We start from the raw sequence: 17924 nt of genomic DNA on the forward strand, positions 1-17924 counted from the left end.
GGGATCACGCAAGCTGCTCGCGCCCCCGCGGCGGAGCCGCGCATAGACACCGCCCCGCGCCCCTTTGGGGCGCTCCGGTGAACCCGGGAGAACGGGGCGCCCCGCGGTCGGCGGTCAGTCTGTGCTGCTGGCCTTCTGTTCGGGCTTGGGGCTCTTTGCCGGGAGCCAGAGCCACATCAGGAGGGCCGCGACGACCAGGACTGCCGATGCCGTGCGGAAGACCAGGGCGTAGCCGTCTGTCAGGGCCGTTGGGCCCGCGTCCTCGCCCCCGGACCGGCTCGCCGCGATCGTCGACATCACCGCGAGTCCCAGCGAACCGCCCATCGTCCGGGAGGTGTTGATCAGCCCGGAGACCAGTCCGGCGTCCCCGGGCGCCGCACCGGAGATGGCCAGCGAGGCCAGCGGGGTCGCCGCGATGCCCGCGCCCAGCATCATCAGTACGCCGGGGATCATGATCGCGGTCAGATAGCCGCCGTCCGCGGTCATCGTCGACTGCCAGCCGAAGCCGACCGCCGCGACGAGCGTGCCGAGCACGGCCACGTTCCGGGAGCCGAGCACCGGCAGGAAGCGTGGGGCCGCCTTCGAACCCAGGACCACCGCCAGGGAGCTGGGCACGAGGGCCAGGCCCGCCTCCAGCGGGGAGTAGCCCAGCACGTTCTGCGCGTACAGGGTCATGAAGAACCACATCGAGAACATCGACGAGCCGGACACCAGCATCGCCACGTTCGCCGACGCGACCGACCGCAGCCGCAGCAGTCCGAGCGGCATCAGCGGGGCCGCCGTCCGCGCCTCGACGAGCAGGAACAGCCCGAGCAGCGCGAGCCCCGCGAGCAGCGGCACCAGCGTCGGCGTCGCCGCCCACCCCTCGGACTCGGTCTGCGAGATGCCGTAGGCCAGCGTGGCGAGCCCGGTGGTCACCAGCAGGGCGCCCGGCAGATCGAGGCGGCGGCGCAGGCCGCCCCGGCTCTCGGTCAGCCAGAGCAGGGCACCGGCCAGCACGACCGCGCCCACCGGCACGTTGATCAGCAGCACCCAGCGCCAGGACAGCCCGTCCACCAGGGCACCGCCCACCAGTCCGCCCGCCGCACCGCCGCCCGCGCCCACGGCGGTCCAGGTCGCGATCGCGCGGGCCCGCGCCGCGCCCTCCGGCACCGCGGCGGTCAGCAGCGTCAGCGTCGAGGGGGCCAGCACCGCCGCGCCGAGGCCCTGCACGGCCCGGGCGAGCAGCAGCTGCCAGCCCTCCTGGGCGAGGCCCCCGCCCAGCGAGGCCAGCGTGAACAGCCCGAGCCCGACCAGGAACATCCGCTTGCGCCCGTACAGGTCGCCGGCCCGTCCGCCGAGCAGCATGAACCCGGCGAAGGCGATGGCGTAGGCGTTGACCACCCACTGGAGTCCCTGCGCGCTCAGCGCGAGGTCGGTCCGCATCGACGGCAGGGCGACGTTGACGACGGACACGTCGAGGACGACCAGGAACTGACCGGCGCAGGCGATCGCCACGACCAGCCAGGTCGGCGGGGTGCGGCGCGGGGATATCCGGGGGGCGGTGGAGGTACCGCTGGCTTCCAGCATGGGTGTCATGGTCTCAACCCGGGTGCGCCCCTTGCATCGGTATTTCGGCCCCGGACCGGCCTAGGTCCCGCGACCTACTCGACACCTGATCCCCTCGGCCCACTCGCCACCCGGTCCCCCGGTCCACTCGCCCCTGCTTCCCCGGCCCACTCGCCACCCGGTTCCCGGGACCTGGTCGCCGTCCGGTCCTCGCCCCAAGAGACGGTCAAGAATTCGTTAGCGACTCGAAGCAACGGAATAGTTGCCCCGGCGCACGAGGTTCATCCTGCACACATCCCGATCACGCACCGCATCCACACACTCCGGCCTGGAGGCCCCACCCCATGTCCCACACGACGACCGACGAGCCCGCGCGGCGAGCGAGCGGGGCCACCGTCCCGGTGCTCGCGTTCGCGGGCATCGTCGTCGCGGTGATGCAGACCCTGCTGGTCCCGGTCATCAAGGACCTGCCCCGACTTCTGGACACCTCACCCAGCAACGCCACCTGGGTCCTGACCTCCACCCTCCTGTCGGGAGCCGTGGCCACGCCGATCATGGGCCGGCTCGGCGACCTGTTCGGCAAGCGCCGCATGCTGATCGCCAGCCTGTCGGTGATGGTCGTCGGCGCGCTGCTCAGCGCGCTCACCGACGCCCTGGTCCCGATGATCGTCGGCCGTACGCTGCAGGGCTTCGCCATGGGCGCGATACCCCTCGGCATCGGCCTGATGCGCGACATGCTGCCCCGTGAGCGGCTCGGCTCGGCGATGGCGCTGATGAGTTCCTCGATCGGCGTCGGCGGCGGACTCGCGCTGCCCGCTGCGGCCCTGGTCGCACAGAACACCGACTGGCACGCCCTGTACTTCGGCGCCGCGGGCCTCGGTGTCGTCTCCATCGCCCTGACCCTGCTGGTCGTGCCGGAGTCCCCGCTGCGCGCCAAGGGCTCCTTCGACCTGCCGGGCGCGCTGGGCCTGTCGGCCGGTCTGATCCTCTTCCTCCTGCCGATCAGCAAGGGCAGCGACTGGGGCTGGTCGTCACCCACCACGCTCGGCCTGTTCGGCGCCGCCGTCGTGGTCCTGCTCCTGTGGGGCCTGATGGAGCTGCGTGTCGCGGCCCCGCTGGTCGACCTGCGCACCACGGCCCGCCGCGAGGTCCTGCTCACCAACCTCGCCTCGATCATGGTCGGCGTCTCCTTCTTCGTCATCTCCCTCGTCCTGCCGCAGCTCCTCCAGCTGCCCTCCGAGACCGGCTACGGCCTCGGGCAGTCGATGGTCGTCGCGGGCCTGTGCGTGGCCCCGCTGGGCCTGACGATGATGTTCACCGCGCCGGTCTACGCCCGCCTGTCCGCCCGCTACGGCCCCCGCACCACCCTCATCATCGGCCTGGTGATCATCGGCATCGGTTACGCCGGCGGTCTCGGCCTGATGAGCGCCGCCTGGCAGACCGTCCTCACCTCGGTGCTGATCGGCGCGGGCATCGGCCTCGCCTACTCCTCCCTGCCCGCGCTGATCATCAGCGCCGTCCCGGCCTCCGAGACGGGCGCCGCCAACGGCCTCAACACGCTGATGCGGTCCATCGGTACATCGGTGTCGAGCGCCGTCATCGGCATGGTGCTCGCCAACACGTCGAACGACGTGGGCGGCGTCGCCGTCCCCACCCTGCACGGCTTCCGGGTCTCCTTCCTGATCGCGGCCGCCGCCGTCGCCGTCGGCCTGGTGCTGGCCTTCTTCCTCCCGCGCCGCACCCCGTCCGCGGTCTCGCAGCTGCGGGCGAGCAGCGAGGAGGACGCGAACCTGGCCCGCGCCGAGCAGGCGCTCGCAGGGGCCGGACAGCCGCCGCACGGCTTCCGGGGCCGGGTGCTGGCCGCCGACGGCGCCCCCGTCGCCCGCGCCAAGGTCACCCTGATCGACCGGCACGGACGGCAGGCGGGAGCGACCCTCTCCGACGCCGACGGCAGCTACGCCCTCGCCGTGCCCGCCCAGGGCCCGTACGTCCTGGCCGCCCGCGCCGCGGGCCACGCGCCGCTCGCGCACGCCGCCACCCACGACGGCGACCGCCCGGTCGACCTGGACCTGTCCCTGCCGGGCGAGACGGTCCCGGCCTGACCCTCCGCCGCCCCGGCCCCGTACCCCCTGTCGCACCGCGCGGCGGGGGGTACGGCAGCATGGGGCGCCGCACACCCCGTACGACCAGCGAAAGGCCCCCATGACCGCGGCCCCCGGCTCCCTCCCCGCCCCCTCCCCCTCCCCCGACATCCTGGCCGCCTTCGAGGCCGCGAAGGGGTTCATGCCGGTGCACGAGGGCCGCGCGCTGTACGCCGCCGCCGTGGAGGCGGGCGGGCTCGGGCTGCCGCTGCTGGAGGTCGGCACGTACTGCGGGCGTTCCACCGTGCTGCTCGCGGACGCGGCCCGCCGGGCCGGAGTCACCGCGCTCACCGTCGACCACCACCGGGGCAGCGAGGAGCAGCAGCCGGGCTGGGACTACCACGACCCGGAGACGGTCGATCCGGAGCTGGGCATGATGGACACCCTGCCCACCTTCCGGCGCACCCTGCACCGGGCCGGTCTGGAGGAGCACGTGGTCGCCCTCGTCGGACGCTCCCCCCAGGTCTCGGCGCTCTGGAACTCCCCCCTCGGCCTGGTCTTCGTCGACGGCGGCCACACCGACGAGCACGCGAACGCCGACTACGAGGGCTGGACCCCGCACGTGGCCGACGGCGGTCTGCTGGTCATCCACGACGTCTTCCCGGACCCGGCCGACGAGTTCACCGGCCAGGCCCCGTACCGGGTCTACCTCAGGGCTCTCGCCTCCAGCGCCTTCACCGAGGTCTCCGCGACCGACTCGCTGCGCGTCCTGCGGCGAACCGGCGCGGGAATCTGAGGGCGCGGTCAGGGCCTGTCCGGCGGAGCGGGTCGCAGGAAAGCTAGAGTCGCTGACGTGTCGTACACAGGCCCGGACTTCGAACCTCCCCAGCCCCGCCGCTCCCGGCTGCGCCGCCCGCTGACCGTGGCGGTCGCCGCGCTCGTGCCCGGGGCGCTGCTCGGGTGGGGGGTCTACGCGGCGGTCGGCGGCCCGGACGACGGAGACACCGGCGGGGGCGGCTCCGACCGCGCGGGCGCCGTACGGACGTCGGCGTCGCCGTCCTCCGACGGCCCCGCTTCCGAGGACGGCGACGCCGAGAAGCCCGTGGGTTCTTCTCCCGCCCCCACGTCCGAGGCGCCGTCCGCCTCCCGGCCGCCCGCCACCGGTGCCCTCAAGGGCAAGGTCGTCGTCATCGACCCGGGGCACAACCCCGCCAACTTCCAGCACGCCACCGAGATCAACCGCAAGGTGAACGTCGGCACGCACTGGAAGGAGTGCGACACGACCGGCACGGCCACCAACGCGGGCTGGCCCGAGGCGAAGTTCACCCTCGACGTGGCCCACCGGCTGCGCGACCTGCTGGAGAAGCAGGGCGCGACCGTGAAGCTGACGCAGGACGGCGACCGTTCGTTCGGGCCCTGCGTGGACGAACGGGCCCGGATCGGCAACGAGGCGAAGGCGGACGCGGCGATCTCGATCCACGCCGACGGGTCGGGGGCCGGCAACCGCGGCTTCCACGTAATCATGCCGGGCGCGGTCCACGACGGCGCCGCCGACACCCGCGCCGTCGTGGAACCCTCCGCCGAACTGGGCAAGCGCGTCGCGGGCAGCTTCGTGCGCGTCACGGGCACCGCGCCCTCCAACTACGTCGGCGACGGCACCGGTCTGGTCACGCGCACGGACCTGGGCGGTCTCAATCTGTCAACGGTTCCCAAGGTGTTCATCGAGTGCGGCAACATGCGCGACAGCACGGACGCGGCCCTGCTGACCAGCGGCAGTTGGCGGCAGAAGGCGGCGGAGGGGATGTCTGAGGGAATCGTGAGTTTCCTGCGCGGGTAGTGATCGGCGTCCCGATCCCTGCGGACAGCCCCGAGGTACGGACGATAGTGTCGTCCGTACGATGAGGGGCCACCCCCGCGCTTCACACCGGAACCTTTCGGCGCCATCGTGACAGCGACGCCTCTACCGACGACGAGACGACCTACGAAGGACCTGAAGTGAATATCCGCTCGCTCACTCGAGGCGACGGCGTGGTGATCGGAGCAGCGGTGTTGCTGTTGATCGCGTCGTTCCTCGACATCTACTCGATCGACGGTGCGCCGGACAGCGCCGAGATCCCCAGCCTGTGGGGCAGTGGCTCGGTCGTGCTCGGTGTCGTCCTGGCGGGCGTCATCGGCGCCGCGCTCGTCGTCGTGAACCGCGCCATGCCGCAGCCCAAGAAGGTGGCCGGTCTCGACCTCGGCCAGTTCGGCATCGCGTTCACGGTCTTCGCCGCGTGGTGCGCGCTCGGCAACATCTTCGACCCGGCGGGCGCCTTCGACAACGACGGTGGCCTGGACAACATCGGGGCGGGCATCGGCCTGATCCTCGCGCTCATCGCCACGCTGGTCATGGCCGCCGCGGCCGTGGCCACGCCGCTGCTCCCGGCCCTCAAGGGCACCCTGATCCCGGCCGCCCGTCCGGCCGCGCCGCAGCCCTACGGCGGCCAGCCCCAGGGTGGTTACGGCTACCCCGGCGCCCAGCAGCAGCCGTACGGCGGTCAGCCGGGCCAGCCCGGACAGCCGGGTCAGCCCGGTCCGTCCTTCGGCGGCCAGCCGCAGCCCGGTCAGCCGCAGGCGCCGCAGCAGGCGCAGGCGCAGCCGGCCGGGGACTTCTCCCCGTTCTGGTTCGCCGTGCCGGTGCCGCGTCCGCTGTTCGCGGAGGACGGCTCCCCGACGCCGATCGCCGAGCTGGCGCCGGGTACCTGGTACCTGGCCGTCGAGCAGCGCGGCGCCAACCTGGTCGCGCAGACCCAGGACGGCCGCCGCGGCGTCCTGCAGGACACCTCGGGCATCCAGCGCGGCTGATCCGGCCCGCTCGCCCGTTCACCTCAACGGCCCCTCGCCCACCGGTACTTCCGGGCGAGGGGCCGTAGGGTTTCCGTGGGTTCCGTAGGTTTCAAACACACGTCCGGGGCCAGACGGAAGGCATGTCCCCTCGAACGCGCAGTGGGTCCAACTCCGCCGGAACGGCCGTCGCGGTGATCGCGGACATCATGGCCTTCATCCTCGGACTGTGGATCCTGATGTACCTGTTGGACGCCAACCGGGCCAACGACCTGGTGCGTTTCGTCCATGACGCGGCCGACTGGCTGGCCGGCTGGTCGCACGACCTCTTCACGTTCGACGAGGCGTGGGCCCGGGTCGTCGCGGGCTACGGACTGGCCGCGGTCGTCTACCTCTTCGTCGGCCACGCGATCGCCAACCGCCTGCACCGGCACTGACCGGCACCGGTCCCGGCGTTCAGACGCAGCAGTCCGGGTCCAGTCCCCTGGGCAGCCGGTCGCCCGAGAAGACCTGGCAGGTGGCCTCGTGGCCGCCGAGCGCGGCGACGGCGAGCAGCAGCGAACCGGCCGTCCAGGTGGTCAGTTCGCGGGGCCAGATCGCGTCGTCCTCGAAGACGTAGCCCGTCCAGTACAGGCCGCTGTCCGCATCCCGCAGGTGCTGGATGGACTGGAGGACCTCCAGGGCGTGGTCGGACTCGCCGACCGCCCACAGGGCGAGCGCGAGTTCGGCCGACTCGCCGCCGGTCACCCACGGGTTGGGGACGACGCAGCGCACGCCGAGCTCCGGGACCACGAAGCGGTCCCAGCTCTCCTTGAGGCGGGACCTGGCCTCCGTGCCGGTCAGCGCGCCGCCGAGGACCGGGTAGTACCAGTCCATCGAGTAGCGGCCCTTGTCCAGGAAGCGCTCCGGGTGGCGGCGGATGGCGTGTCGCAGCGCACCCGCCGCCAACTCCCAGTCGGGCTGCGGCTCTTCGCGCTGCTCGGCGATGGCGAGAGCGCAGCGCAGGGCGTGGTGGACGGAGGAACTGCCGGTCAGCAGCGCGTCCGCGGTGTCCGTGCCGTCGTCGTCACGGCGCCAGCCGATCTGCCCGCCGGGCTGCTGGAGGCGCAGCACGAACTCGACGGCCGCGTGGACGACGGGCCACATGCGGTCCAGGAAGGTGTCGTCGCCGGTGGCGAGGTAGTGGTGCCAGACGCCGACGGCGACGTAGGCGACGAAGTTGGTCTCCCGGCCGCGGTCGGTGACGTCGGCGAAGTCTCCGTCGGCGTAGGCGGCGTACCAGGAGCCGTCCGGGTTCTGGTGCCGGGCCAGCCACGCGTACGCCCGCTCGGCGGCCTCGTGCTCGTCGGCCGTGTCCAGGGCCATGGCCGCCTCGACGTGGTCCCACGGGTCGAGGTGGTGCCCGCGGAACCACGGGATCGCGCCGTCCTCGCGCTGGACGGCGAGGATGCCGCGGACGGTCGCGGCGGCCTCGTCGGCGGTGAGGACGCCGGGCAGGACGAGGTGTTCGGTGCGCGGGGTGCGGGGTGTGCCGGGGGTGCGGGGCGAGGTCACGCGGCGTCCACCGGCGGCAGGTGCGGCTTGGTCGCGTAGGCCACGAAGCTCTTGCCGATCAGCGGGTTCAGCGCCTGCTCGGCGACCCGGGTGGCCAGCGGTTTCTTCATGATGTCCCACACCAGCAGCTTGTGGTACGCCCGCACCGGCAGCGCCTTGTCGTTGTCGACGCCGAACGCGCATTTCAGCCACCAGTACGGCGAGTGCAGCGCGTGCGCGTGGTGGGTGCCGTACGGCTTGAGTCCGGCCTCGCGGATGCGGGTGAGGAGCTGGTCGGCGCGGTAGATGCGGATGTGACCGCCCTCGACCTCGTGGTAGGCGTCGGAGAGGGTCCAGCAGACTTTCTCGGGGCCGTAGCGCGGCACGGTGATCGCGATGCGGCCGCCGGGCTTGAGGACGCGGACCATCTCGGCGAGGACGCCCTTGTCGTCGGGGATGTGCTCCATCACCTCGGAGATGATGACGACGTCGAAGGACTCGTCGGGGAAGGGCAGGGCCAGCGCGTCGCCCTCCATGGCGGTGGCGGTGGCTCCGGCCGGGGCCTCGCCGGCCTCCTCCATCGCGGCGAACCACTTGGCGACCTCGCGGATTTCCTCGGCGTTCTGGTCCAGCGCGACGACCCGGGCCCCGCGCCGGTAGCACTCGAACGCGTGCCGGCCGGCGCCGCAGCCGAGGTCCAGGACGCGGTCGCCCGGGGCGAGCGGGAACCGGGAGAAGTCGACGGTCAGCACGTGGCCCTGCTTTCGGGGTAGACGCCGGGGTCACCGGTGGTCGGGGGCGAGGTCGGGGTGGGGGTGGGGGCGGGGCCCTGGGTCGCGGGCGCGGTCCTCTGGGTGGCCGCGGCGGCGGGCGCGATGACGGCGGCGCTCGCGGCGGCGGGCGCGGTAACGGCGGCGCTGGCGGTGGCGGCCCGGGGGCGGTCGCCGATGGCCTCGCGGTAGCGGGCGACGGTGCCCTCGGCGGCGCGCGCCCAGGTGAAGTGCCGCAGCACGCGTTCGCGTCCGGCGGCGCCGAGCCTGGCCCGCAGTTCACGGTCGCCGAGCAGCCGGTTCAGCCCGGCGGCCAGCGCGTCGGCGTCGCCCGGCGGCACCGCGAGGCAGGTCTCCCCGTCGGGTCCGGCGACCTCGGGGACCGCCCCTCCGGTGGTGGCGAGCAGCGCCGTACCGGCCGCCATGGCCTCGGCGGCCGGCAGCGAGAAGCCCTCGTACAGCGACGGCACGCAGGCGACCTCCGCCGACCGCACCAGGTCGACCAGTTCCGCGTCGGAGATGCCCTTGACGAACTCGACGGCGCCTTCGAGGCCGTACCGTTCGATCGCCTGGGCGACGGGCCCCTCGGCGGGCCGCTTGCCGACGACGACGAGGTGGGCCCCGGGGTGCTCGGTGCGCGCCTTCGCGAGCGCCTCGACGAGGAAGACCAGGCCCTTGAGCGGCACGTCGGCGCTGGACGTCGTCACGATCCGGCCCGGCACCCGGGGCACCGACGGGTCGGGCGAGAACAGGTCGGTGTCGGCGCCGATGTGGACGACGTGGATGCGGTCGTCCCGTACGCCGAGGTGGTCGACGATCTCCTGGCGGGAGGTGCCGGAGACGGTGAGTACGGAGGGCAGGCGGCGCGCGACGCGCTTCTGCATCCGGGTGAAGGCGTACCAGCGGCGCACGGAGTAGCGGCGCCCCCGGCTGTCGGCGGCGTCCAGCTCCAGCTGCCGGTCGACGGTGATGGGGTGGTGGATGGTGGTGACGAGCGGGGCTCCCACATCGCCCAACAGCCCGTACCCGAGCGTCTGGTTGTCGTGCACGACGTCGAAGTCGCCGCGGCGGGCCCGCAGATGGCGGCGGGCGCGCAGCGAGAAGGTGAGCGGCTCCGGGAAGCCGCCGGTCCACATGGTGCCGACCTCGAGCGCATCGACCCAGTCGCGGTACTCGCCGCGCTTCGGGGTGCGGAAGGGGTCGGGCTGGCGGTAGAGGTCGAGGCTGGGCAGCTCGGTGAGGGACAGCCGGTCCTCCCGGCCGTCGAGGACGTCGAGCACGGGGTAGGGCTGGGCGCCGATGACCTCGACGCGGTGGCCGAGGCGGGCCAGTTCGCGGGAGAGGTGGCGGACGTAGACGCCCTGGCCGCCGCAGAACGGGTTCCCCTTGTAGGTGAGGAGCGCGATGCGCAGGGGCGGCGAGCCGTCGGCGGCTGGCTCCGGACGGGGACCCGTCTGACTGGCCTCGGCGGTCACTCTGGGCCCCCTTCTCACTGCGCTGTCCCGCGACACTACGTCGGGAGGTTAATCTAGAACAAGTTTCAGACTTGATCGTCAGCGGCTTCGAATCTACCGGCAGGTAGCCGGGCTGTGACGAGTGGATCAGGTGATTCACGCCACGGGGGGAGAAGGTGATCGAGGTGGACCGTCCGGCAGTGGAGTCCTCCGGCCCGGCGCACCGCTCCTCCGCACCGCCCCTGACCGAGCGGCAGCGGGAGCGCCGCCGCCGCATCCTGCGCGCGACGGCCAGGCTGGCCTGCCGGGGCGGCTTCGAGGCGGTGCAGATGCGGGAGGTCGCGGAATCCTCGCAGGTCGCCCTCGGCACGCTGTACCGGTACTTCCCGTCCAAGGTGCATCTGCTGGTGGCGACCATGCAGGACCAGTTGGAGCGGCTGCACGGCACCCTGCGCAAGAGCCCGCCCACCGGCGAGACGGCCGGGGACCGGGTGGCGCAGACCCTGATGCGGGCCTTCGGCGCCCTGCAGCGCGAGCCCCGACTGGCCGAGGCGATGGCCCGTGCCCTGACCTTCGCCGACCGGAGCGTCTCGCCGGAGGTCGACCAGGTCTCGCGGCAGACCACGGCCATCGTCCTGGACGCGATGGGCGGCCTGGAGAACCCGACGCCCGAGCAGCTGTCGGCGGTCCGGGTCGTCGAGCACACCTGGCTGTCGACCCTGATCACCTGGCTCGCGGGGCGCACCTCGCTCGCCCAGGTGCGGGTGGACATCGAGACGGTGTGCCGCCTGATCGACGTGACGGAGGCGGAGGCGGGAACGACGGAGGCGGGAACGACGGAGGCGGGAACGACGGAGGCGGGGACGGCGCGGGTGGGAACGACGGAGGCGGGGACGGCGCGGGTGGGAACGACGGAGGCGGGGACGGCGCGGGTGGGAACGGCACAGGTGGGAACGGCGCAGGCTGCGGAGACCCCCTGAGAGCCCCGCCGTTCACCCCAGGTGGGAGCGGATCAGCTCCTCGGCCGCGGGCAGCGCCGCCACCTCGTCCGGGCCCATGGTCGGATTGACCGCCCGTCGCCGCAGCGCCTCGGCGAGGCCGTCCGGCGTCAGGGTGGACGGGTCGGCGAGCAGCGCGGCCAGCATGACCGCGGCGGGCCCGGCCAGCGAGCCGCCGACGGCCGCCACCTGGGCGAGGATCACCGCGGACGTGCCCCAGTCAAGACCGGGGTCGCCCTCCTCGGCGTTGGACCAGTCGATCACCCGGGGCCCGTCGGCCGTGAGGATCACGTTGTCCGGGTGCAGGTCCAGGTGGAGGACGCGCGCGCCCGGGTCGGGGGAGCGGTGTGCGGGTACCTCGTGCAGCAGCCGGAGCAGCCCGGCGAGCAGGCCGCCCGCGTCCTGCGGCGTCAACGCCCCGTCCAGGCAGGCCCGCAGCATCGTCGGCCCGGACAGCCGCTCCATGACCAGGTCCGTACGCGGTGACTGTGTCGTTGCCGCCCGCACCCGTGGCACCGGGTAGCCGTGCGCCCGCACGTGTTCCATCACCGCGCCCTCGGCCACCGCGTCCCCGGTCCCCTCCCGGTCGCGCCGCAGCACCCACCCCGCGTCGGCCTCGTACACGTCGGCCGTACGCCCCGCCCCGATCAGTCTCCCCGTCCGCATGCCCGGAACGTATCCCCCGGCCGCTCCTCCCGTCCGGCCGCCCCTCGGCCCGGCCCCGGCGGGCGGGTAAAGTGGCGGCGTCGTCATCACCCGTACGGGGGGAAGCCGGTGCAATTCCGGCGCTGACCCGCAACCGTGAGCCGCCCGCCCAGCCCCCCGGGGCCGCGGACGGTGAGCCGGACTGCCCCGTACGGATGTGACCGGCTCACGTGCCCGGCGCCCGCCGGAGCACGGGCACCGTCGAGGCATACGGGGCCGAGCCGCCGGGGGTGCCCCGTGCTGCCGGGCTCCGCACAGGGAAAGGCACCCGCCGCTCATGAACGTCCGCCGTCGCAGCAGCGCCGCGGCTCTGGCCGCCATAGCCGTGATCGGCGCCGCCGCCGCGCCCGCGGTCGCCGCCGATCCGTCGCCGTCCTCCTCCCCGTCCAAGACCGCGCCGTCCGGGCTGTACGGGACCACCGACCCCCAGTACGACGGTGTCTGGCGCCAGTCCCTCGCGCTGCTCGCGCAGGACACGGCGGGCGTGATCCCGTCCTCGACGGCCGTGAAGTGGCTCACGGACCAGCAGTGCGCGAACGGCGCCTTCGCCCCCTTCCGCGCCGACCCGGCGGCGGACTGCGACGCCAAGACCCCGATCGACACCAACAACACGGCCGCCGCCGTCCAGGCGCTGTGGGCCGTCGGCGGGCACGGCGACGTCGTCGAGAGCGCCCTCGGCTGGCTGAAGTCCGTGCAGAACGAGGACGGCGGCTGGGGCTACAACCCCGGCACCCCCAGCGACGCCAACTCCACCTCCGTCGTCGTCGGCGCCCTCACCGCCACGGAGACCGACCCCGAGAAGGTCGTCAAGGACGGCAAGTCCCCCTACGACGCGCTCCTGACCTTCGCCCTGCCCTGCGCCAAGGACAAGGGCGCGGGCGCCTTCGCCTTCCAGCCCGACAAGGACGGCAAGCTGCTCCCCAACGCGGACGCGACCGCCGCCGGTGTCCTCGGCGCCCTCGGCGAGGGCCTGGTCGCCGACGCCGCCGACAAGGCCGGCGCCGCCTCGTGCATCGACGCGGACAAGCCCACCCGCGAGGGCGCCGCCGCCAACGCCGCCGCGTATCTCACCGCCACGCTCGCCAAGGACGGCCACCTCGTCTCCGCCCTCGGCGGCTCCGCCGACCAGCCCGACTACGGCAACACCGCCGACGCGGTCGTCGCCCTCGCCGCGCAGGGCGGCGCGGACAAGGCGGCCGAGCCACTGGCCTGGCTGGAGAAGAACGCCGCGAAGTGGGCCGCGGAGAGCGGCCCGGCCGCCTACGCCCAGCTGATCTTCGCCGCCCACGCCACCGGCACCGACCCGCGCGACTTCGGCGGCACGGACCTGGTGGAGAAGCTGAACGCGACGGGGCCGGCTCCGCAGGGGGCGGCGGCGAAGGACACCGCGTCCGCGAACACGGACGAGAAGGAGGACGACTCCCCCTTCGGCGTCTGGTGGTTCGTCGGCGTCTGCCTGGTCTTCGGCATCGGCATCGGCTTCCTGCTCAGCAACCGCAACAAGAAGCAGCAGCCGTGACCCGCCGCGTCGTCCTCGTCCTCCTGGCCGCGTTCCTGCTCATCGGGACCGCGGGCCAGGCACAGGCCGCCGGGTACCGCTACTGGTCCTTCTGGGACCGCGACGGCGGGAAGTGGGTCTACGCCACGCAGGGCCCGTCCCTGGTCCGCCCCTCCGACGGCGACGTGCAGGGCTTCCGCTTCGCGGTGAGCGAGAACTCGGACGACGCGGCCCAGCCGCGCGGCACGGCGGACTTCGCGTCGATCTGCGCGAAGACCCCGGCCGAGGACGGCAGCAAGCGGGTGGCGCTGGTCCTCGACTTCGGCGCGGCGTCCGACGCCCCGTCCGGCGAGACCCCGCCGGCCCCGCGCACCGCCTGCGCCCAGGTCTCCCCCGACGCGACGACGGCCGACGCCCTGGCCGCCGTCGCCGGCCCCCTCCGCTACGACACCAACGCCCTGCTGTGCGCGATCGCGGGCTACCCGAAGACGGGCTGCGGCGAGCAGGTGGCACAGGAGCAGGAGAAACAGGAGGAGCAGGGGACCACAACCGCCCCGGAGCAGAAGGACACCTCGGACGACGGGGGCCCCTCGGTCGGCCTCATCGCGGGCATCGCGGTGATCGCCGCCCTGGCCGCCGCAGGCGCCTGGCAGGCAAGGCGGCGCAGGAATGCAACCCGCTGAAGCCGCTGTCCCTGCGGGCAGTCGTGCCGCTGGGGCGATGGGGGTCCCCCCGCGCGAGCGAAGCCGAGCGTGGGGGAGGGTGGGCGCAGGCGGCACCCTGTCAACGCCGGCAAGCGCCCCCACCCCCCACCAGCGCCGCGAACCCGTACACCCCGGCGCCTGGTGGCTCTGGGCGCTATCCCTCGGCACCGCCGCCACCCGCACCACCAACCCCCTCCTCCTCGCCCTCCTCGTCACCGTCTCCGCCTACGTCGTCATCACCCGCCGCCCCCACGCCCCCTGGGCCCGCTCCTACGGCGCCTTCGTCAAACTCGCCCTCGCCGTCCTCCTCATCCGCCTCCTGTTCACCACCGTCCTCGGCTCCCCCATCCCCGGCACCCACACCCTCCTCACGCTCCCCGAAGTCCCCCTCCCCGACTGGGCGCAGGGCATCCGCCTCGGCGGCCGGGTCACCGCGGAGGGCATCACCTTCGCGCTGTACGACGCGATGATGCTGGCCACCCTCCTCATCTGCGTCGGCGCCGCGAACGCCCTCGCCAACCCAGCCCGCCTCCTCAAGTCCCTCCCCGGCGCCCTGTACGAGATGGGCGTCGCCGTCGTCGTCGCCCTCACCTTCGCGCCGAACCTCATCGCGGACGTCCAGCGCCTGCGCGCCGCACGCCGCCTGCGCGGCCGCCCAGACCGGGGCGTGCGGGGCCTGCTCCAGGTGGGCCTCCCCGTCCTGGAGGGCGCCCTGGAGCGCTCCGTCGCCCTCGCCGCCGCCATGGACGCCCGCGGCTACGGCCGTACCGCCCAGGTCCCGCCCGCCGTGCGCCGTACCACCGCCGCCCTCACCCTCGGCGGCCTGCTGGGCATCTGCGCCGGGACGTACGGGCTGCTGACGGCCGCCGGCGGCACGTACGGCATCCCCGTACTCCTGGCCGGTGGCGCCGCCGCGCTCGGGGGCCTGTGGCTCGGCGGCCGGCGCACCGTCCGCACCCGCTACCGCCCGGACCGCTGGGGCGCCCGCGCCTGGTTGGTCACCGGCTCCGGCGTCGCGGTCGCCGCGCTCCTGTTCCTGGCCGCCGCCCGCGACCCGGCGGCACTGCACCCGGGCGTGGTCCCGCTGACCGCGCCCACCCTCCCCCTGTGGCCGGCGGCGGCCGTACTCCTCGGCCTGCTCCCGGCGTTCGTGACTCCCGCACCCGAGCCCGCCCTCCCACCCGAGCCCGAGCCCGAGCCCGCCCCAGTACCCGCCCCCGTACCCGCCAAGGAGCCGTCGTGATCCGCTTCGAGGATGTCTCCGTGACGTACGACGGAGCGGCCGAACCCAGCGTCCGCGGCATCGACTTCGAGGTCCCCGAGGGCGAACTCGTCCTGCTCGCCGGTCCCTCCGGAGTCGGCAAGTCCACCGTCCTCGGCGCGGTCGGCGGCCTCGTCCCGCACTTCACCGGCGGCACGCTGAGCGGCCGGGTCACGGTGGCCGGCCGCGACACCCGTACCCACAAGCCGCGCGAACTCGCCGACGTGGTGGGCACGGTCGGCCAGGACCCGCTGTCCCACTTCGTGACGGACACCGTCGAGGACGAACTGGCCTACGGCATGGAGTCGTTGGGCCTCGCCCCGGACGTGATGCGCCGGCGTGTCGAGGAGACCCTGGACCTGCTGGGCCTGTCCGACCTGCGGTCCCGCCCCATCGCCACGCTCTCCGGGGGCCAGCAGCAGCGGGTCGCGATCGGCTCGGTCCTCACCCCGCACCCGGACGTGCTGGTCCTGGACGAGCCGACCTCCGCCCTGGACCCCGCCGCCGCCGAGGAGGTGCTGGCCGTCCTCCAGCGCCTGGTCCACGACCTCGGTACGACGGTCCTGATGGCCGAGCACCGCCTGGAGCGGGTCATCCAGTACGCCGACCAGGTCGTCCTGCTCCCGGCCCCCGGCGAGGCACCACTGCTCGGCGCTCCGGCGGACGTGATGGCGGTGTCCCCGGTGTACCCGCCGGTGGTGGGCCTGGGCAGGCTGGCGGGCTGGTCCCCGCTGCCGCTGACGATCCGGGACGCCCGCCGCCGGGCCGCGCCCCTGCGCGAGCGCCTGGCCGACCGGGAGATCCCGGACCACACACCACCCCCGTCCGCGCCGCTCCCGGCACCCCCCGCCCTGCGGCCCGCCCCGTTCCGTCGGCGCGTGCGCCTGCGCAGGAAGCCCGAGGCGGGCCCCTCGTCCCCCACCCCGTACGCCGCCGAGGTCCGCTCCCTCGCCGTCCGCCGGGACCGCGTCCAGGCCCTGCGCCACATCGACCTGACGGTGTCCGCCGGCGAGACGGTCGCCCTGATGGGCCGCAACGGCGCCGGAAAGTCGACCTTGCTCTCGGCGCTCGTCGGCCTGGTCGAACCGTCGGCCGGTTCGGTCCGGACCGGCGACGCCGTACCGCACCGCACGGCGCCCCGCGACCTCGTACGCCGCGTCGGCCTGGTCCCGCAGGAGCCGCGCGACCTGCTGTACGCCGACACGGTCGCCGCCGAGTGCGCGGCCGCCGACCGGGACGCGGAGGCGGCCCCCGGCACCTGCCGCGCCCTGCTCACCGAACTGCTCCCGGGTGTCACCGACGACACCCACCCCCGCGACCTCTCCGAGGGCCAGCGCCTCACCCTCGCCCTCTCCGTCGTCCTGACCGCCCGCCCTCCCCTCCTCCTCCTGGACGAGCCGACACGCGGCCTGGACTACGCGGCGAAGGCCCGGCTGGCCGGCATCCTGCGCGACCTGGCGGCCGAGGGCCACGCGATCGTACTGGCCACGCACGACGTGGAACTGGCCGCCGAACTGGCCCACCGGGTGATACTGCTCGCGGAGGGCGAGGTGATCGCCGACGGCCCGGCGGCGGACGTGGTGGTGGCCTCCCCGTCCTACGCCCCGCAGGTCGCCAAGGTGCTGGCGCCGAGGAAGTGGCTGACCGTGGCCCAGGTGCGGGAGGCCCTGTCGTGACCGGAGACCGTGCCGCCGCTCCCCGCGACCGCCAGGCCCGCGCGGTCCGCCTGGGCCCGCGTTCGGTCGCCGCGTTGCTGCTGGTCAGCGCGGTGGGGGTGGCGGGCTTCGGGTGGCCCTTCCTGGCCCCGCCGGACGCCTCGCTGAACGCGCACACACAGGACGCGCCATGGCTGTTCGCGGGCGTGCTGGTCCTGCTGGTGGCGGTGGTGGCGGCGACGATCTCGGAGTCGGGTCTGGGCCCCAAGGCGGTGGCGATGCTCGGCGTGCTGGCGGCGGCGGGCGCGGCGCTGCGCCCGATCGGCGCGGGGACTGCGGGCCTGGAGCCGATGTTCTTCCTCATGGTGCTCAGCGGCCGGGTCCTCGGCCCCGGCTTCGGCTTCGTGCTCGGCTCGGTCACGATGTTCGCGTCCGCGCTGCTCACCGGCGGGGTGGGGCCGTGGATGCCGTTCCAGATGCTGTCGATGGGCTGGTTCACGATGGGCGCGGGCCTGCTGCCGGGCCCGGACCGCCTGCGCGGGCGCGCGGAACTGCTGATGCTGGCCGCGTACGGCTGCCTGGCGGCCTTCGCCTACGGCACGGTGATGAACCTGGCGGGCTGGACCTTCATGAACACCCTCACCTCGAACATCGCCTTCGACCCGGACGCGTCGGTCCCCGACAACCTGGCCCGCTTCCTCGCCTACTGCCTGGCCACGTCACTGGGCTGGGACGGCGGCCGCGCCGCCATGACGGTCGTCCTGACCCTCGCCCTCGGCACCCCGGTCCTGAAGGCCCTGCGCCGCGCGACCCGCAGAGCGGCCTTCGAGGCGCCGGTCACGTTCGAGCGGCCGACCGGCTGAGCCGCGCCACGTGACCGGGGCACCGACGGCG

General features: G+C 74.0%; 15 protein-coding genes and 1 pseudogene. 11 read left to right on the forward strand and 5 right to left on the reverse strand.

The window, feature by feature from the left end:
• Positions 1-114 precede the first annotated feature (114 nt).
• The gene (locus IE258_RS35970; RefSeq protein ID WP_189750040.1) at positions 115-1569 is read right to left on the reverse strand and encodes an MFS transporter; all 1455 of its coding nucleotides are present in this window, start codon (positions 1567-1569) and stop codon (positions 115-117) included.
• Positions 1570-1892: 323 nt separating this feature from the next.
• Between IE258_RS35970 and IE258_RS35975 the strand changes: the two genes are divergently transcribed.
• The 5 genes from IE258_RS35975 to IE258_RS35995 all read left to right on the forward strand — a co-directional run bounded on the left by IE258_RS35975 (position 1893) and on the right by IE258_RS35995 (position 6889).
• Entirely contained in the window at positions 1893-3650 is a 1758-nt protein-coding gene (locus IE258_RS35975) for an MFS transporter (RefSeq protein WP_189750041.1), read from the forward strand.
• 100 nt (positions 3651-3750) lie between these two features.
• Entirely contained in the window at positions 3751-4425 is a 675-nt protein-coding gene (locus IE258_RS35980; protein WP_189750042.1) for a class I SAM-dependent methyltransferase, read from the forward strand.
• Between the two features lie 57 nt (positions 4426-4482).
• On the forward strand, positions 4483-5466 hold the full coding sequence (locus IE258_RS35985; protein ID WP_189750043.1) for an N-acetylmuramoyl-L-alanine amidase: 984 nt from the start codon (positions 4483-4485) through the stop codon (positions 5464-5466).
• Positions 5467-5624: 158 nt separating this feature from the next.
• Entirely contained in the window at positions 5625-6473 is an 849-nt protein-coding gene (locus IE258_RS35990; protein ID WP_189750044.1) for a DUF5336 domain-containing protein, read from the forward strand.
• A gap of 122 nt (positions 6474-6595) precedes the next feature.
• Positions 6596-6889: a hypothetical protein gene (locus IE258_RS35995; protein ID WP_087809622.1), complete on the forward strand. Its 294-nt coding sequence runs from the start codon at positions 6596-6598 to the stop codon at positions 6887-6889.
• A gap of 19 nt (positions 6890-6908) precedes the next feature.
• Here IE258_RS35995 and IE258_RS36000 read toward each other — a convergent pair whose 3' ends face one another.
• From IE258_RS36000 to IE258_RS36010, 3 genes are read right to left on the reverse strand one after another with little or no spacing between them, the layout of a single operon-like run.
• Positions 6909-8006, reverse strand: coding sequence for a prenyltransferase/squalene oxidase repeat-containing protein (locus IE258_RS36000; RefSeq protein WP_189750045.1), 1098 nt, complete (start codon positions 8004-8006; stop codon positions 6909-6911).
• Entirely contained in the window at positions 8003-8737 is a 735-nt protein-coding gene (locus tag IE258_RS36005) for a class I SAM-dependent methyltransferase (RefSeq protein WP_003976496.1), read from the reverse strand. Before IE258_RS36005 ends, IE258_RS36000 begins: the two co-directional genes overlap by 4 nt.
• Positions 8731-10230: a glycosyltransferase family 4 protein gene (locus IE258_RS36010; RefSeq protein WP_189750046.1), complete on the reverse strand. Its 1500-nt coding sequence runs from the start codon at positions 10228-10230 to the stop codon at positions 8731-8733. Before IE258_RS36010 ends, IE258_RS36005 begins: the two co-directional genes overlap by 7 nt.
• Positions 10231-10394: 164 nt before the next feature.
• On the opposite strand from IE258_RS36010, the pseudogene IE258_RS36015 reads away from it, so the two are divergent.
• A pseudogene (locus IE258_RS36015) lies at positions 10395-11024 on the forward strand (TetR family transcriptional regulator); the annotation flags it as partial.
• A gap of 177 nt (positions 11025-11201) precedes the next feature.
• Here the strand turns inward: IE258_RS36015 and IE258_RS36020 are convergent.
• Entirely contained in the window at positions 11202-11873 is a 672-nt protein-coding gene (locus IE258_RS36020) for a phosphotransferase (protein ID WP_189750047.1), read from the reverse strand.
• 316 nt (positions 11874-12189) lie between these two features.
• Here IE258_RS36020 and IE258_RS36025 point away from each other — a divergent pair, with 316 nt between their 5' ends.
• From IE258_RS36025 to IE258_RS36045, 5 genes are all read left to right on the forward strand, one after another.
• Entirely contained in the window at positions 12190-13431 is a 1242-nt protein-coding gene (locus tag IE258_RS36025) for an SCO2321 family membrane protein (protein WP_189750048.1), read from the forward strand.
• On the forward strand, positions 13428-14093 hold the full coding sequence (locus IE258_RS36030) for an SCO2322 family protein (RefSeq protein WP_189750049.1): 666 nt from the start codon (positions 13428-13430) through the stop codon (positions 14091-14093). The genes IE258_RS36025 and IE258_RS36030 overlap by 4 nt, the downstream gene beginning before the upstream one ends.
• A 79-nt stretch (positions 14094-14172) precedes the next feature.
• Complete coding sequence (locus IE258_RS36035; RefSeq protein ID WP_229892641.1) at positions 14173-15357, forward strand: energy-coupling factor transporter transmembrane component T; 1185 nt, start codon at positions 14173-14175, stop codon at positions 15355-15357.
• Positions 15354-17051 (forward strand): ABC transporter ATP-binding protein, encoded by a 1698-nt coding sequence (locus tag IE258_RS36040; protein ID WP_189750050.1) that lies wholly within the window; start codon positions 15354-15356, stop codon positions 17049-17051. Before IE258_RS36035 ends, IE258_RS36040 begins: the two co-directional genes overlap by 4 nt.
• Entirely contained in the window at positions 17048-17893 is an 846-nt protein-coding gene (locus IE258_RS36045) for an ECF transporter S component (protein WP_189750051.1), read from the forward strand. Before IE258_RS36040 ends, IE258_RS36045 begins: the two co-directional genes overlap by 4 nt.
• Positions 17894-17924 lie beyond the last annotated feature (31 nt).

Origin of the sequence: Streptomyces tendae, assembly GCF_014650435.1 — a bacterium.
Lineage (GTDB): Bacteria > Actinomycetota > Actinomycetes > Streptomycetales > Streptomycetaceae > Streptomyces > Streptomyces tendae.

Coding starts and splice junctions, on each gene's coding strand:
- IE258_RS35970 (WP_189750040.1), bottom strand. CDS start 1,569: ATGCTGGAAGCCAGCGGTACCTCCACCGCCCCCCGGATATCCCCGCGC.
- IE258_RS35975 (WP_189750041.1), top strand. CDS start 1,893: ATGTCCCACACGACGACCGACGAGCCCGCGCGGCGAGCGAGCGGGGCC.
- IE258_RS35980 (WP_189750042.1), top strand. CDS start 3,751: ATGACCGCGGCCCCCGGCTCCCTCCCCGCCCCCTCCCCCTCCCCCGAC.
- IE258_RS35995 (WP_087809622.1), top strand. CDS start 6,596: ATGTCCCCTCGAACGCGCAGTGGGTCCAACTCCGCCGGAACGGCCGTC.
- IE258_RS36020 (WP_189750047.1), bottom strand. CDS start 11,873: ATGCGGACGGGGAGACTGATCGGGGCGGGGCGTACGGCCGACGTGTAC.
- IE258_RS36025 (WP_189750048.1), top strand. CDS start 12,190: ATGAACGTCCGCCGTCGCAGCAGCGCCGCGGCTCTGGCCGCCATAGCC.